The following is a 15,055-nucleotide window of genomic DNA, read 5'->3' on the forward strand; positions in this document are numbered from 1 at the left end:
TGTGAATTTTACCCTATGGAAACATCTACCAAGTAATTTATATCTTCCAACTTTCCCTTATCAAACATTTGATACTAACATTGTATAAAGCAGTATTTACTTTATCAAAGTCATCAATCAATACAATATTTGTTCCCCTGGACAATAAATATTTAGCTTCTATAAAAAAACTATTACTGTCGATTCATCGAAATAAATTACCCCTGCATCACATATCAATTATCACCTAACTCCCTCAACCTTTCCTGTCCTATCTTCAACATCTCTTCTTCCACCGTGTTCCATTTTCCAAAGAGGCATTCTTGTAGAACTTCTGCTGCTGAGGTTTGATCTACTTGCGAATCATAAACACACGATTGATCTCTTTGATAAATTTGAATTTGTCTAAAAAGTTCTTCCTTTTCCAACTCCCGTAAGTTACCAACCAAATGTCCTACAATTCCATCATGGTGTGTTTTAGGAGTCGCTCTAGCTTGACTAGGATCTATAGCGTAGAGCTCCTCATAACGTATCAAAGTACTGAGATAGGACAATTCTGGCTTAGTCGCAATCAGTGCAAGTGAGACTTGATAGCCTCTAGCTGTCAATAATTGTGCTGTTTTACGAGGAACTTCGGTCGTTCTCAAGGTACCTTCGATTAATAAATGATAACCTTGTTTACTCAATTCATCTACAAGATATTCAACCATTTGGCCTGCAAATACTTTGGTATAATCCACACTATCTTTACCATACTTTTCCTGTAGACCAAGGTAGTTCGGATGAAAAGAGCGATAACTATCTCCATCAATGATAATAATATTTCCTTGAAATTCCCTTTGTTTAATACGATGAATCGTTGTCTTACCAGCACCACTCTGTCCACCAAGCAAAATAGCCTTAGGCTGAGATGAAGTTGTTTTTCCACGAGTTAAAGAACGAATGAGTCGATTAGAGGCTTTAATAAAGTCATCCTGGCTAAATTTATCTAATTTCATTAAGCCACCACTAGATGACTAGCTTGTTCTAGCACACGTTCAATGCCATCCAAATAGCCATTATATCGCTCTACATCCTCAAAAGTTGCAACAAGATAAATCTTCGTGTTAATCAAATCAGAAAGATCATCGCTCATTAGAACCCAAGGATTAGAACTATCATCAAATTTAATTCCTTGTTCATCTTGAAAACGATAAAGTTGCGCTAAGATATTTGCTCCTCTTTCCTTTATCAATTCTATTTTTAATGTTAACTGATAATCTTCTACTGGTGTGAGCATTTTTTCCTCCCCTACGATATCGATATAGGAAACATTAAATTTTTTGCAGATACGATCTACTAATTCTGTCGAAACTGAACTTGTCCCATTCTCATAACGACTCAGGCTATTTCGAGAGATGCCAATAATCTTTGCGAATTCAGGTTGGGTGAGATCATGTGTTTTACGTAATGTTTTTATATTTTCTCCAATCATGAGAGTCCTCCTTTTATTTATTTCTATTATAGCAAAAAAAATAGAAACGCACCATTTTTGGTGCGTTATAAAAAACTTTATTGCTGTATCGAAAGACTGAATCGGCATAAAAGCATTACCACTTTTTGAAATATTGACTTTTCTAAATTCACCTGCCCAGTGATACATATCTTCAAACAAAAATTGATGAATTTTCAATATATCTTTTACACTATAAACTGGGATAGGATTGATAAATAATTTCAAACTCTTACTAGCAACCATACGATATTCAAGATCGCGTGCTTTTTGCTCATCTCGTTCTTCCTGCTTATTTCTTAGAACTGAAGAATCTGGATAGGTATATAAATTATTCGGATCAATATAGTCATAAGAATCATAACATTTACGCTTCATTAAGCCATCCCCAGATCAAGAGCTTCATCTCGTAATTTTTCAACATCGCTAACCGTAGGTCGCCATCCTTCAATCATATTTGTACTTAAAGCATACCAAACACTCTTAAAAACGGAGCGGTTTTCAAAAGCTACTCCCATGATTGTCATCTTTTCTTTATCTATATCTAAGGACATATGCTACCTCCTTTAGTTACATTATACCATGTTTCTATGTAATTTCTTTTTCATTTTTAACTAATGTACTATAATCATTTTAGTCATTTTAAAAACGTTTTAAAATTTTTTAGGTTAATCATAATTTTATTTTAAGCTATAAAAAACATCAGGAATGATCAGCTTTAATCACCTAACTTATTTACAAATTCTCTATACTTTCTTGCCAGAATCATTAATACTATATATAAGCAAGACATAGAGCGACTATCAAGGTCTGGATTTTCGTCTATTCTACTAATTTCATAAAACAATTGATACGTTGAATTATTCTTTAGAAAATTATCGCTAAACTCCGTTACACCAATAATAGTAACTCCCTTTGCATTTAATTTATTTATAGTTGTTTGTATCCCTTTAGTATTTCCACTCAATGATGTAATTATCACTAAATCATCTTTATTCAAATTATCAGCTAGCATGGAAAAATTCGTTTCCCCTGAAACAAGATAATTTGGACGATGACTTAAGAATAATTCATTTGACAACTCTTTCGTAAAATTGTTTTGAGTGAAACCAGTGGCATACAATATTACTTGGGAAGCTTCATAAATTTTTTTTAAAATGGGCAAAAAATCTAATTCTGTAGCAAATCGAAATGTTTTCTGTATATCCATTTGTAATTGAGATAACAAGTCTATTTTATCCACTGATTTTGTTTTAGAGATTGAATCTTGAATCGAATATCTCATATCTGTAAAACCTCTAAAACCAATCTTCTTCGCTAATCTCAAAACTGTGCTTTTTGAAGTTAATAAAAGTTCTCCTACTTCTACTATCGTTTTGGATACAATTAATTCTTTATGTTGAACAATGAACTGCAACATCTCTTTTTCACTCATTGTTAAACTATCATAGTTAACTTCAACATGCTGTTCAAAATTCATTTTTTCATCCTTTTTATTTACATCATTATTTTCAAAATCGGTGTTGTTATTAAAAGTGCATATCCATTTGAAAATCCTATAAAACAATTTAATTCTATCATAAACAAACATAGAATTAAAGATAAAACATCTTCTTCATAGATTATATACATCCGAACTCATATTTGATTGAATTAGGCTTCAATAAATAAGTTAGTAGAAGAAACAAAATCAAAAAACGCACAATATCAAGTTTAGAAAAATTTGATATCATACGTTTCCTCATGAATAGATTTTATAAATTCCCTATTTCAATTGAATTTTGCTCTAGTATTTAAACTTAATAGTATTAGCTCTCACTATACTCGACAAATAGGTTCTATTCAAAGTTTTGCAAAAATCTTTATTGTTCTATTAAGAAAACTTGAGCCTCAAAAGGTTTCAATTCAAAAAATTTTGGAAGCTGTTTAAGTTCTGATTCATAATTTCCAATTAAATGTTTTACTTGACGGCCAATCAGTTTCGATGGCACTTGCGAGGTAGTAGGTTGTTTAGAGAATGAACACACAATTAATAAAATTTGTTTATTATATTCCCGTACATAACTAAAGACATCACTATCTTCTTCGTTTATCAATTCATACTTCCCATGAATTATAATTGGGTAATCACGCCTCAAGCTGATTAATTTTTGATAATAATAAAAAATTGAGTTTGAATCTTCAAGACAGGCTTCTGCATTTATAGAAGAATTGTCTGGAGAATACTGTATCCAAGGGTTTCCACTTGAAAAACCATATCCTTCTTCTTTATTTCCATTCCATGGGAACGGTGTTCTCGCATTATCTCTAGATTTTAAATAAATTGAATTATTTATATAAGATGAAGATTCACCATTTTCCTTCATAAGTTCATAAAAATATTTAGTCTCGATATCTTTGTAATTCTCTACAGAATCAAAATGAACATTCTTCATCCCCAACTCTTCACCTTGAAAAACATACGGAGTTCCCTTCATCATATGCAATAAGGTAGCTAACATCTTTGCTGACTGTACCCTAAATTCACCATCATCACCAAATCGAGTGACAGCTCTTGGTTGATCGTGATTACTCCAGTATAGTGAATTCCACCCTTTTTCTAACTTCAATTGCCACTCTGTTAAAACTGATTTTAAATCACTTACTTTAAAGCGTATATCTGAGAACTTACCATATCTACCATAATCCAAGTGCATGTGATCAAAATGAAACACCATATTCAATTCTTCATTTTCGGGCAGAGTATACTGCAAAGCTTGATCACTGTTTGTATTTGGAGCTTCACCAACTGTCATTACATTATATCGGCTTAGAACTTCCTGATTTAGTTCATGTAAAAACTCATGAACTCGTGGGCCATTTGAAGCTCCTACATAATAAGATTTAGTGTATGGAACTCCATCCGGTGCGTCAGGATAGTCCTGCCTTTTACTTATCAATGTAATGACATCCATCCTGAAACCATCAATTCCTAAATCAAACCATTTGGTCATCATTTTTTGAATTTCTTGACGTACCGTTGGATTTTCCCAATTTAAATCTGGCTGTTCCTTGGCAAAACAATGTAAATAATATTGATTTCGTTCTGGGACATACTCCCATGCAGATCCACCAAAAGTGGAACCCCAATTATTAGGTTCGCTACCATCTGGCTTAGGATCTTTCCAAATATAGTAATCAGAATATGGATTATTTTTATTTTTTCTAGATTCAATAAACCATGAATGCTTATCACTGGTATGATTCACAACCAAGTCAAGAATAATCTTTATTTCTAATTTATGAGCTTCTGCTAATAATTCTTGAAAATCTTCCATTGTCCCATAAATTGATAGGATTCTTTCATAATCACTGATATCGTATCCATTATCCACCAATGGTGATTCATAGATAGGATTAAGCCAAATAACATCAATTCCTAACTTATGGAGATACGGTAATTTTTCTTTTATTCCATTCAAGTCTCCTACACCATCTCCATTTGAATCCTTAAAACTTTGAGGATAAATTTGATAAACAATACTATTTTTCCACCAAGCATCTGCCATCACTCATCATCCTCATCAGTCACTTGATTATATATATCATTCACAAAAAGTAATTGATTCTTTGCTTCATCAATAGACTTTCTAATTAAATCTTCAGATAAATCTTCGCTTTCAATAGATAACAAAAGCGTCATAATAATTGGTAAATTCATCCCTGTTACAAGAAACAAATTTCTTTTGCTCATATACCTAATAAAAGTTTGGTTCACCGATCCACCAAGCAAATCTGTAAAAATCAGAACTTTTTCGTCAACGGGATAACTTTCTAAAAGTTTTGAAATTTCGTCTTCAATTGGCTCATTATTAATATAGGCTGCAATTACATCAATTTTTCCAATAGATGGGATTAAGTACTCTATAGTATCCTTCATCCCAGTTGCAAGATGATGATGACTTGCAATAATAACTTTTGTCATATTTTCTCCTTTTAATTAACTGATAAAATGCCAAAGTAAGACAGAATTAAAGATAGAATAATAATTCCAAAAATAATTTGAATTACGGATAACTTCTTATTCGCTAACAATTTGTAAACTAAATAAGTCATCACTGCAGGTAATAGCGCTGGCATGATTTTATCAAGAATATCGTCTTGAATTACTAGCTTAACATCTCCTGTAGTAAATACTGTCGAAATCTTCAATTTAACTACAGATGGGATTAAAGCTCCAACAACCGTTAAACCCATAATTGAAGCAGATTCAGTAAAAATATTTAATTTTTCACCTAATCCGGTTATCAACTTCAAACCAGAATCATATCCGATATCAAATAATTTAAATCGGAAAAATAGGAAGAAAACATTCAAAACTAACCAAATTATTGCACCAATTGGATTCCCTTCTAATCCCATATATGCTGCAATTGAGCCCATGATTGTTGGATATAATACCCAAATTAAGGTATCACCTACACCAGCAAGTGGTCCCATCATACCAGTTTTAAAATTTTGTACCGTATCTAAAGATTCAACACCATCTTTTTCTTCCATTGCTATACTTGCACCTAATAAGATATTAGCCATCCAAGTAGTAGTATTAAAATACTTAAAATGATTATTCAATGATGCAACATATTCATCATCATTTGGATAGATTTTTCTTAAAACTTTATTTAATCCATAAACAACTGCTGGTCCCTGTTGATTCTCATAATTAAAAGTGTTACATGCCATAAACATATATCTGAACGCGGCATTACGAATATCTTTTTTTGTTATTTTTTGTTGTACATCATTCATCAAAATCATCTCCAAATTCTTCAGCTCCGGCAACTGTTGAAGAGACAACAGTTGATACATTTTTATTCATAGTAAAATAGTAATATGCAATGGCAAAACCAGCAAGAGAAATTCCTAAAATTGGTAAATTCAAATATGCTGCAAAGATAAAGCCAACAATAAGCATGCTTAAATATTTTTTAGTAGGCATAACTTGTAATAGAATCGCGATTCCGACAACAGGTAGGATACTACCTGCAATAGATAAACCATTAGTGAACCATTCTGGTACACTATTCAAAATTACATTTACAATTTTATCTCCAAAAATGACACAAAGAGCTGTCGGAATTGCGGTTGATAAACCAAAAATAACCGGTCCAATCCAAAAAATTCGATTCATCTTAGCAAACTTTTTCTCATTAGCTGCCTTCTGAGCTGCGTGCGTTACATATGTATTAAGTATTTTTGCTAAAACATCCAACTGAATACCAAGCATTCCAACAGGAACTCCCACTGCTAAAGCTACAGCTTTTGCAGACTCTACATTACTTGTTGTTTTAATCGCAATAAAACCACCTACTAATGCTGCAAGACCCCAGTTTGGTACTGATGAACCACCAATATTTGCAACACCTAACGCCATCAATTGGAATGTTCCACCAATAATCATTGCTGTTTTCATATCTCCCATAATAATTCCAACAAATAATGAAACCATTATAGGAAACCAAGTACTTAGTACCAATCCTTGTTGATCTAGTACTACCCAAAACGACAATAAAATAATAAGTAAACCTTGAATCACTTCCATAGTATCATCTCCTATTTAATATACTTTTCTAAATTTTCCTCTGGATCAGAAGGAACAAAATGGAATGTTACATCAACACCAAGTGTTTTTAATCTTTTCAAATCAGCAACTTCTTTTTCATTGACAGAGACCATCTTCTTAACTGTTTTTTTCCCTTCACCATCAAACATTATTCCAACGTTGACCTTTGGTATCTTTACTCCACCTTCAACTAATGCCACCAATGTTTCAGGTTCTCGAACAATTAGTAAAACATTATGATTATCATACTTGCCATCTGCAAAATTTGTAATCGCAGTATCTGTATCAATAATTGACATTCCAGTTCCTGCAGGTTTACTCATCCTCATAGCAGCCTTTTGGACTTCGTCCTTACTTACTTCATTATCTACTACCATCAACCTTTTGGCCTTTGTAGCCCCCGCCCATTGTGTTACCACAATACCATGAATCATGCGTTGATCAATTCTCGCTAATACTACTGACATATAGCTTCTCCTTTTTTTAAGTTATGATAGAATTATAAAACACGAAAACGCTTAACACAAGATGTTATAAGCATTTCGGGAGATGTATTGAAAAGTTGGGATAAGTAGCAAATTAGTGAGAAATTTCCCGGCATAAGAAATTTATGTATCTGCTATCTTTTTCTTTCATTTGATTATTAGTATTCAAGATAAAATCGTCTAACAAACTATTTTATAAAATAATTTTAGTTAATCAAAAAAATTTAGGACATTTTTAAATCATAACACCCATCTAACGGGTGGTTTGCTTTGATTATTAGTATTCAAGATAAAATCGTCTAACAAACTATTTTATAAAATAATTTTAGTTAATCAAAAAAATTTAGGACATTTTTAAATCATAACACCCATCTAACGGGTGGTTTGCACCGAGGCTAGAAGCCCAAATTGCCAAAGGATGGAATAAAAGCCTTAGAGTTTTATTAAGGATAATTATAATCTTGATTTGGCTGATAGAACTAACCTCCAGGGGCATTTTCCCGAAATGAGAACATAATCATTTCTAATTTATATCCAATGGCTATTGGTGGTTAACTTATCATAATCATAAAAAGTAGGCGAAAAATGCGAACTACTGTATCACAAAGTTGATGTAATAGTTTAACAACAAACGCACAGCTACTTCATGTCAGTTCAAATGATTTTATTATCGTCATTTTCTATTCTGAAGATATTATTTCTAGATATTTAAAAATAACAAAACAAATTCCATTTTATTTCCAAATATTTGAAAATAACGTCTATTTGTATTATACTATCTTTGAGGTATCTATTATGAACTATATTAAAAGACCACATTATTTAGACTTTTTAAGAAGACATCGTGACCGACAAATCATTAAGGTTGTGAGTGGAGTTAGACGAGCTGGTAAATCTGTGCTTTTTCAACTCTATAAAGAGGAGTTACTAGCAACTGGCGTAGACGAGGATCAGATTATATCCATCAATTTTGAGGATCTGAGTTATTATGACCTGCGACATTTTCAAACATTATTTACTTATATAAAAGAGCAGTTAGTTGAAGAGAAAACATACTATATCTTTTTAGATGAAATTCAACATGTTGAAAAATTTGAACTGGTAGCAGATAGTCTATTCATCTTGCCAAATGTTGACCTCTATTTGACTGGATCAAACGCTTACTTTATGAGTAGCCAATTAGCTACAAACTTGACTGGTCGGTATGTTGAGATAGAGGTCCTTCCTTTGTCATTTGAAGAATACCTATCAGGTCAATCTCTCTCAGAGAATCTGAATACAACAGAAATTTTTAACAATTATCTCTTTAGTGCTTTCCCTTACTTATTGCAAACATCATCTTACGCTGAAAAAATTGATTATCTAAGAGGAATATATAACTCAATACTGTTAAATGATATTGTCACTAGATTGGGAAATCCAAATCCTACTATTATTGAGCGCATTGTCCGAACCCTTCTCAGTAGTACAGGTAGCTTAATATCAACAAATAAGATTCGTAATACCCTAGTCAGCCAAAACGTTTCAATATCCCATAATACTTTAGAAAATTATTTGACGACTTTGACAGACAGTTTACTTTTTTATTCCGTCCCACGTTTTGATGTCAAAGGTCGAGCATTATTGCAACGCTTAGAAAAATATTATCCCGTTGATTTAGGTTTACGACACCTCTTATTGCCAGACCACAAAGAAGACATTGGGCATATCTTGGAAAATATGGTATATTTGGAATTGAGACGTAGATATTCACAAGTATATGTTGGTAATTTAGATAAATATGAGGTTGATTTTGTTGTTGTAACTGATCTTGGTCACTACGCTTATTATCAAGTCAGTGAAACAACACTTGCTCCTGAGACACTAGAAAGAGAACTTAGACCACTAGAAGCCATTAAAGATCAATTTCCTAAATATCTATTAACAATGGATACGATTCAGCCAACAGCCAATTACAATGGTATTGAGAAGAAAAACATTATAGATTGGTTACTAGAAAAGTAGATAAATATAAATCATGTAGCTAACTAAATTTGCAACAGTCTGTTATCAATGATTCTACCCAAACCCTAATAATATATAGTAAATTTAGAACACATTATCTAATACAGACACTTGAAAGATAAAATGGAATCTTTAACTTCTGGAAGTACTATTATTACTCAAAATGATGAATCTCCATAGAATTAATGAAACTATAAATCAAACGGAACTATAATGAAAAAGAGACCAAGCAATCAAGCTTTAAAATCCGGCTCTATAATATTTGTAGTGGGTAAATCCCCTATAGATATTATGGAGCCTATTTTGTTGTAGAAAAAAAGTTCCATAAGATCTATAATGAAAAGCGACAAAACCATCATTAGAAAGAATCATATGGAACAATTACATTTTATCACAAAACTACTCAATATTAAAGACCCTAATATCCAGTTTCTAGACATCATCAATAAGGATACACACAAGGAAATCATCGCCAAACTGGACTACGACGCCCCATCTTGCCCTGAGTGCGGAAATCAATTGAAGAAATATGACTTTCAAAAACCGTCTAAGGTTCCTTACCTTGAAACGACTGGGATGCCTACTAGAATTCTCCTTAGAAAACGTCGTTTTAAGTGCTATCAGTGCTCGAAAATGATGGTGGCTGAGACTTCTATCGTCAAGAAGAATCACCAAATCCCTCGCATCATCAACCAAAAGATCGCTCAAAAGTTGATTGAAAAGACTTCTATGACCGATATTGCCCATCAGCTGTCTATTTCAACTTCAACTGTTATTCGCAAGCTCAATGACTTCCGGTTTAAGCATGATTTTTCGGCTCTATAATATTTGTAGTGGGTAAATCCCCTATAGATATTATGGAGCCTATTTTGTTGTAGAAAAAAAGTCCCATATGACCTATAATGAAAAGCGACAAAACAACTCATTAGAAAGAATCATATGGAACAATTACATTTTATCACAAAATTACTAGACATTAAAGACCCTAATATCCAAATTATGGATGTTGTTAATATGGATACCCACAAAGAAATCATTGCTAAACTAGATTGTGAGGCCCCATCTTGCCCTGAGTGCGGAAGTCAAATGAAGAAATATGATTTTCAAAAACCTTCTAAAATTCCTTATCTTGAAACGACTGGTATGCCTACTAGAATTCTCCTTAGAAAGCGTCGATTCAAGTGCTATCACTGTTCAAAAATGATGGTCGCCGAAACCTCTCTCGTCAAGAAAAATCACCAAATCCCTCGTATTATCAACCAAAAAATTGCGCAAAAATTGATTGAAAAGTCTTCTATGACCGATATTGCTCATCAGCTGGCTATTTCAACTTCAACTGTCATTCGTAAGCTCAATGATTTCCGTTTTAAGTCTGATTTTTCTTACCTCCCTGAGATTATGTCCTGGGACGAGTACGCCTTTACAAAGGGAAAGATGAGCTTTATTGCGCAAGATTTTGACAAGCTCAATATCATCACTGTTCTTGAGGGGAGAACACAAGCTATCATCCGAAATCACTTTCTGCGCTACGATAGAGCCGTTCGTTGTCAGGTGAAAATCATTACTATGGATATGTTTAACCCCTACTATGACTTGGCTAAACAGCTTTTTCCAAACGCTAAAATCGTGTTGGATCGTTTCCATATTGTCCAACACATGAGCCGTGCTATGAGTCGTATGCGTGTCCAAATCATGAATCAGTTTCATCGAAAATCCCATGAATACAAGGCTATCAAACGCTACTGGAAACTCATCCAACAAGATAGTCGGAAACTCAGCTATAAACGTTTTTATCGCCCTACTTTTCGCATGCACTTGACGAATAAAGAAATTCTAGACAAGCTTTTGAGCTATTCAGAAGACTTGAAACATCACTACCATCTCTATCAACTCTTGCTTTTTCACTTTCAGAATAAGGAACCGGATAAATTTTTCGGGCTCATTGAGGACAATCTAAAGCAGGTTCATCCTCTTTTTCAGACTGTCTTTAAAACCTTCCTCAAGGATAAAGAGAAAATTGCCAACGCCCTTCAACTACCCTATTCCAACGCCAAACTGGAAGCCACCAATAATCTCATCAAACTTATCAAGCGCAATGCCTTTGGATTTCGGAACTTTGAAAACTTCAAAAAACGGATTTTTATCGCTCTGAATATCAAAAAAGAAAGGACGAAATTTGTCCTTTCTCGAGCTTAGCTTTTCTTCAACCCACTACAGTTGACAAAGAGCCTAAAATCCTAAAAACGCATACTATCAGGTATTGAAAAACTTGATAGGATGCGTTTTATTATGGAAATATTTCCTTCATTTTCTCCTGAAATAGGTTTTTGCTAGCCTATTTTCTCTATTTCTAATGACTTACTTCAGCTTCTTACCTCTTAGGAAAAACATCAAAAGGCTGAACTATCAAAGTTTGGAATTATCCAATCCGATGAACAATATGTCTTTACTTATATCGATATGAAGGGTAACGTTAATAGCCCTCTACACTCTGACTATCTTAATAATAAAATGAAATCTGTCAAACGTCGTCATCCTGAACTTAAGCATACTACACCTCATAAATTACGACATACAGGAGCAACATTAGCAAAACAGGCTGGAACGTCTATTGAAGCTATTTCTGAAGCTCTAACCCATAGTGACACGATTTCAACTAAGACTTATGTCAACACTTCAAATGTCATTCCAATGGCTGTTGGAGAGATTGCCTATCGTAATCTTAAAAAGTAATGGTGTGAACCATGAAGTGTTGTAAATGCTGTATTGTAGCTGGTTCTTAACGTTTAGAGAACTGGCTAGCTTTACGAGCTTTCTTAAGACCTGGTTTGACAAGGGTCTGTTTCAGATAATTTTAAAATAGCCTAATATCAATAACTAATTGTTTTCTAATATCCCTTAATTTCAAAAAAGTTTGATTAAATTTGATTGAAATAGGGAAATTTATTTAATAAATTGCTCAGTGTTTATAAGTCAACAATGCAAAAACTATAAAAAACGAGTTCAACTCCTTCTTTGTCAAATAACATAAAACATCTGAATCAGAAATACTCAAGTATAGAGCTTAGCTTCTCATTGCGTTCATTATTGAGTTTTCTTTTAAACTCAATAGTTCTTTAAAGTAATCTATATCACTGTTTCTATTTGTTGTTTCAAAAATATATCTCCGATAAGTGTCTTCATGGTTAAAATTTATTTTAGGAGTTCGAAATATATGATAATACACATCAATATTCTTTTCTTCAAGTAGTCGTTTTGCATCCATATGAATTTCTAATGACACTTCAATATCTCGATGCATAAACTCATTATCGTTAAGCATAATGTATATGATAGAAGCTACTAAAAATGTCATCCCACCAATAGGTTTTTCACCCCAAAATGCATTATTACTACTAATCCGGCCGAATTGTAAAGTAGTTTTTCCTAATTCGAATGAATTAACCATCAAATTTGCTTCAGAAATAATTTTACCATTAAAATATAATTGAAATCGAGATCCAAGTTTTAGAAAAGACAGAAAGCCTTCATTCTTATTAAAATCTTTATAGCTGTATTTTGGATAAATTTTTCCGTTCCAACCATCGCCATCTATTGTAAAATATAAGTCTTCCGTTGTAAGAAATATATTGTTTCTCTCATCAGACTTGAAATTGTTTCTCTTATCAGACTTGAAAATTTTACTAATCCAACTATTTATCTTATTTTTTATCTTATACATTCTAAATTCCTAGTATTCTATTTTCTTAATATTCTACAGTCTATCACTGCATGTATATTATAACAAAAATATGTTCAAGAAAACAACTATTTTGAAATCCTTGTCTGTTATAACAGATTTGATATTCTGATATACTACATAAGAAAAGGAAATATACCTTTAAAAAATCTTTTCTAATGTTTATAAAGTTTTCTATTTAATCGTACATTCTTATTTCCGAAAGATAATGATTTTCCCGAAAGAAATAGATCAACCTAAAAAATTACTGTATTACTTATGTAATGTTTCTTTAATATAATATAGAAATAAAAAGTATGTAAATGAAAAGATTTATCACATTACTTTTAGTGTCTCTATCTACAATTTTATTAATTGCATGTTCTAACCAATCAAGCAATTCTTTAGATGGCGAATACCGTTGAATAAACGAGAGTAGAAATGAAGTTGCCTTTACCATTTCAGGTAACAAAGAAAATAGCAACAAAGGAGAGGCCGACACCTTTACAATTGATAAAGATAGTGCAACAATCGAACTGACTGGCTCTAATATCATAAACCGAAAAGAGAATTATACCTTCAAGGATGACGTATTCACTGTAGATATTTCAGGAACAAAGCAGGAGTATTACAAAAAGAATAGTGAAGAAATACAGCGACAAGTAAAACCCTCAAACTATTTGATATTCTTTATACAATAAAAACGCTTTCGGGGTCAGTACACACCCGCATAGCGGAGTTAGGCGGACTAATAGTCACATAATAAAAATTTACTTAAAGTCAGATTTTAAATACTGTAGAATAGTTCTTTCTAAAACTTACTCCCAAATTTTTTTGTAGGTAAATAAAATTCAGCATAAGGTTTCTCTAACACATACAATGATATAAACTGACATGATAAAAAATGAACATAACGAATATTATTTTCTGAAATTTCACAAATTTTCCCGTGTGCTATACTATTTCTAATATCGACTAATTCATGAATTATTCTACTATTAATTTCAAAAAATTTTGTTTTAATCTTCGGATTCAGAAATTCATAATTTTCAGCTATTTTTATTTTTAGTTGATTCCATGCTAGTAATATCCTTGTATAATTTCGACCTTTAAGAAACCTATCTAAAGAGTTTATAAGATCTCCAGATAAATTATCTATAGAATCTATATCTAATTCTGTTGATAGTGAATCAGTTAATAAATTATTTAAAAATGATTGTGTTTGAACTTTACGTTGTTGGTGTTTAGTTTTATAGAATAATCTTTCTCTTTCTATCACTAGTTTAGCAATTATCTCAATTGGTTTGAAACACATCAAAAATTCATCTTCAATATATTCTCTGTATTCATGTTGCAAACCAATACTATACATTCTCATTAAATCTAATATAAGTTGACGTTTTTTTCTATTTTTCTTTCTATTTAAACTATTTTCAATTATTTGCAATTTTGTTAGCCATTGAGACATCTTATCTTGTTGTTTTACCTCTGGTAAAACTTCATTGTATTTTGATATACTTCTTATAACAAGAGGTATATTAGTAAAAAATGACAAAATAGTTAAGCACTCTTCAATGTTTTGCTTTTGATCTGAAATGACTTGCAAATACTTATTTTCCTTAGTATATATGAACTTTAAAGTACATCTCCAAAATTTGAAGCATGCTCCGTTAGGTAAATCAAAGGCCGTTCCCCATGTATCCCATATATCATCGAACTCATTAAAATCTATTATTGCCGTATACATTAATATAGCTCCTTTATAAAATAAATAT

Annotated in this window: 13 protein-coding genes and 5 pseudogenes; 5 read left to right on the plus strand and 13 right to left on the minus strand. The window is 32.2% G+C overall.

Features of this window, described 5'->3' with window-relative positions; translation table 11 throughout:
* Positions 1-17: 17 nt before the first annotated feature.
* The 11 genes and pseudogenes from OC529_RS11780 to OC529_RS07795 all read right to left on the minus strand — a co-directional run.
* Positions 18-157: pseudogene (locus tag OC529_RS11780) on the minus strand (ATP-dependent Clp protease ATP-binding subunit); the annotation flags it as partial.
* Positions 158-215: 58 nt separating this feature from the next.
* Complete coding sequence (gene pezT / locus OC529_RS07750) at positions 216-977, minus strand: type II toxin-antitoxin system toxin PezT (protein WP_112444310.1); 762 nt, start codon at positions 975-977, stop codon at positions 216-218.
* Complete coding sequence (pezA, locus tag OC529_RS07755) at positions 977-1,453, minus strand: type II toxin-antitoxin system antitoxin PezA (protein WP_025171938.1); 477 nt, start codon at positions 1,451-1,453, stop codon at positions 977-979. The genes pezT and pezA overlap by 1 nt, the downstream gene beginning before the upstream one ends.
* A gap of 60 nt (positions 1,454-1,513) precedes the next feature.
* Positions 1,514-1,849: pseudogene (locus OC529_RS11835) on the minus strand (cell filamentation protein Fic); the annotation flags it as partial.
* Positions 1,849-2,025 carry a hypothetical protein gene (locus tag OC529_RS07765; RefSeq protein WP_262081892.1) on the minus strand — a complete coding sequence of 59 codons (177 nt, stop codon included), beginning with the start codon at positions 2,023-2,025 and terminating at the stop codon, positions 1,849-1,851. The gene OC529_RS07765 and the pseudogene OC529_RS11835, both read right to left, overlap by 1 nt.
* A 164-nt stretch (positions 2,026-2,189) precedes the next feature.
* On the minus strand, positions 2,190-2,951 hold the full coding sequence (locus OC529_RS07770) for a MurR/RpiR family transcriptional regulator (RefSeq protein ID WP_172931949.1): 762 nt from the start codon (positions 2,949-2,951) through the stop codon (positions 2,190-2,192).
* Positions 2,952-3,333: 382 nt separating this feature from the next.
* On the minus strand, positions 3,334-5,019 hold the full coding sequence (locus OC529_RS07775; RefSeq protein WP_262081893.1) for a glycoside hydrolase family 13 protein: 1,686 nt from the start codon (positions 5,017-5,019) through the stop codon (positions 3,334-3,336).
* A complete protein-coding gene (locus tag OC529_RS07780; RefSeq protein ID WP_050242554.1) occupies positions 5,019-5,435 on the minus strand; it encodes a PTS sugar transporter subunit IIA in 417 nt (138 codons plus the stop codon). Before OC529_RS07780 ends, OC529_RS07775 begins: the two co-directional genes overlap by 1 nt.
* Positions 5,436-5,446: 11 nt before the next feature.
* The gene (locus tag OC529_RS07785; RefSeq protein WP_218764829.1) at positions 5,447-6,259 is read right to left on the minus strand and encodes a PTS system mannose/fructose/sorbose family transporter subunit IID; all 813 of its coding nucleotides are present in this window, start codon (positions 6,257-6,259) and stop codon (positions 5,447-5,449) included.
* Positions 6,252-7,052, minus strand: coding sequence for a PTS mannose/fructose/sorbose/N-acetylgalactosamine transporter subunit IIC (locus OC529_RS07790; RefSeq protein WP_000452055.1), 801 nt, complete (start codon positions 7,050-7,052; stop codon positions 6,252-6,254). The genes OC529_RS07785 and OC529_RS07790 overlap by 8 nt, the downstream gene beginning before the upstream one ends.
* Before the next feature lie 11 nt (positions 7,053-7,063).
* Positions 7,064-7,540: a PTS system mannose/fructose/N-acetylgalactosamine-transporter subunit IIB gene (locus OC529_RS07795; protein WP_000117808.1), complete on the minus strand. Its 477-nt coding sequence runs from the start codon at positions 7,538-7,540 to the stop codon at positions 7,064-7,066.
* Positions 7,541-8,353: 813 nt separating this feature from the next.
* Here OC529_RS07795 and OC529_RS07800 point away from each other — a divergent pair.
* From OC529_RS07800 to OC529_RS07815, 4 genes and pseudogenes are all read left to right on the plus strand, one after another.
* On the plus strand, positions 8,354-9,562 hold the full coding sequence (locus OC529_RS07800) for an ATP-binding protein (protein ID WP_050242555.1): 1,209 nt from the start codon (positions 8,354-8,356) through the stop codon (positions 9,560-9,562).
* Positions 9,563-9,934: 372 nt separating this feature from the next.
* A pseudogene (locus OC529_RS07805) lies at positions 9,935-10,384 on the plus strand (transposase family protein); the annotation flags it as partial.
* A gap of 117 nt (positions 10,385-10,501) precedes the next feature.
* Positions 10,502-11,758: an ISL3 family transposase gene (locus OC529_RS07810; RefSeq protein WP_173217988.1), complete on the plus strand. Its 1,257-nt coding sequence runs from the start codon at positions 10,502-10,504 to the stop codon at positions 11,756-11,758.
* Positions 11,759-11,902: 144 nt separating this feature from the next.
* Positions 11,903-12,295: pseudogene (locus tag OC529_RS07815) on the plus strand (tyrosine-type recombinase/integrase); the annotation flags it as partial.
* A 331-nt stretch (positions 12,296-12,626) separates the two neighbouring features.
* Here OC529_RS07815 and OC529_RS07820 read toward each other — a convergent pair.
* Positions 12,627-13,283 carry a hypothetical protein gene (locus OC529_RS07820; RefSeq protein ID WP_050242557.1) on the minus strand — a complete coding sequence of 219 codons (657 nt, stop codon included), beginning with the start codon at positions 13,281-13,283 and terminating at the stop codon, positions 12,627-12,629.
* A 320-nt stretch (positions 13,284-13,603) separates the two neighbouring features.
* Here OC529_RS07820 and OC529_RS11785 point away from each other — a divergent pair.
* Positions 13,604-13,981: pseudogene (locus OC529_RS11785) on the plus strand (hypothetical protein).
* A 110-nt stretch (positions 13,982-14,091) separates the two neighbouring features.
* Here OC529_RS11785 and OC529_RS07825 read toward each other — a convergent pair.
* Positions 14,092-15,027, minus strand: a complete 936-nt coding sequence (locus OC529_RS07825; protein WP_050242558.1) for a hypothetical protein — start codon at positions 15,025-15,027, stop codon at positions 14,092-14,094.
* Positions 15,028-15,055 lie beyond the last annotated feature (28 nt).

Source organism: Streptococcus sp. Marseille-Q5855, assembly GCF_946901985.1.
In the GTDB taxonomy this organism is placed as follows: Bacteria; Bacillota; Bacilli; order Lactobacillales; family Streptococcaceae; genus Streptococcus.

Bases quoted from the DNA above. Each gene is read 5' to 3' on its own strand.
- pezT (WP_112444310.1), bottom strand. From the start codon at position 977: ATGAAATTAGATAAATTTAGCCAGGATGACTTTATTAAAGCCTCTAAT.
- pezA (WP_025171938.1), bottom strand. From the start codon at position 1,453: ATGATTGGAGAAAATATAAAAACATTACGTAAAACACATGATCTCACC.
- OC529_RS07765 (WP_262081892.1), bottom strand. From the start codon at position 2,025: ATGTCCTTAGATATAGATAAAGAAAAGATGACAATCATGGGAGTAGCT.
- OC529_RS07770 (WP_172931949.1), bottom strand. From the start codon at position 2,951: ATGAATTTTGAACAGCATGTTGAAGTTAACTATGATAGTTTAACAATG.
- OC529_RS07775 (WP_262081893.1), bottom strand. From the start codon at position 5,019: ATGGCAGATGCTTGGTGGAAAAATAGTATTGTTTATCAAATTTATCCT.
- OC529_RS07780 (WP_050242554.1), bottom strand. From the start codon at position 5,435: ATGACAAAAGTTATTATTGCAAGTCATCATCATCTTGCAACTGGGATG.
- OC529_RS07785 (WP_218764829.1), bottom strand. From the start codon at position 6,259: ATGAATGATGTACAACAAAAAATAACAAAAAAAGATATTCGTAATGCC.
- OC529_RS07790 (WP_000452055.1), bottom strand. From the start codon at position 7,052: ATGGAAGTGATTCAAGGTTTACTTATTATTTTATTGTCGTTTTGGGTA.
- OC529_RS07795 (WP_000117808.1), bottom strand. From the start codon at position 7,540: ATGTCAGTAGTATTAGCGAGAATTGATCAACGCATGATTCATGGTATT.
- OC529_RS07800 (WP_050242555.1), top strand. From the start codon at position 8,354: ATGAACTATATTAAAAGACCACATTATTTAGACTTTTTAAGAAGACAT.
- OC529_RS07810 (WP_173217988.1), top strand. From the start codon at position 10,502: ATGGAACAATTACATTTTATCACAAAATTACTAGACATTAAAGACCCT.
- OC529_RS07820 (WP_050242557.1), bottom strand. From the start codon at position 13,283: ATGTATAAGATAAAAAATAAGATAAATAGTTGGATTAGTAAAATTTTC.
- OC529_RS07825 (WP_050242558.1), bottom strand. From the start codon at position 15,027: ATGTATACGGCAATAATAGATTTTAATGAGTTCGATGATATATGGGAT.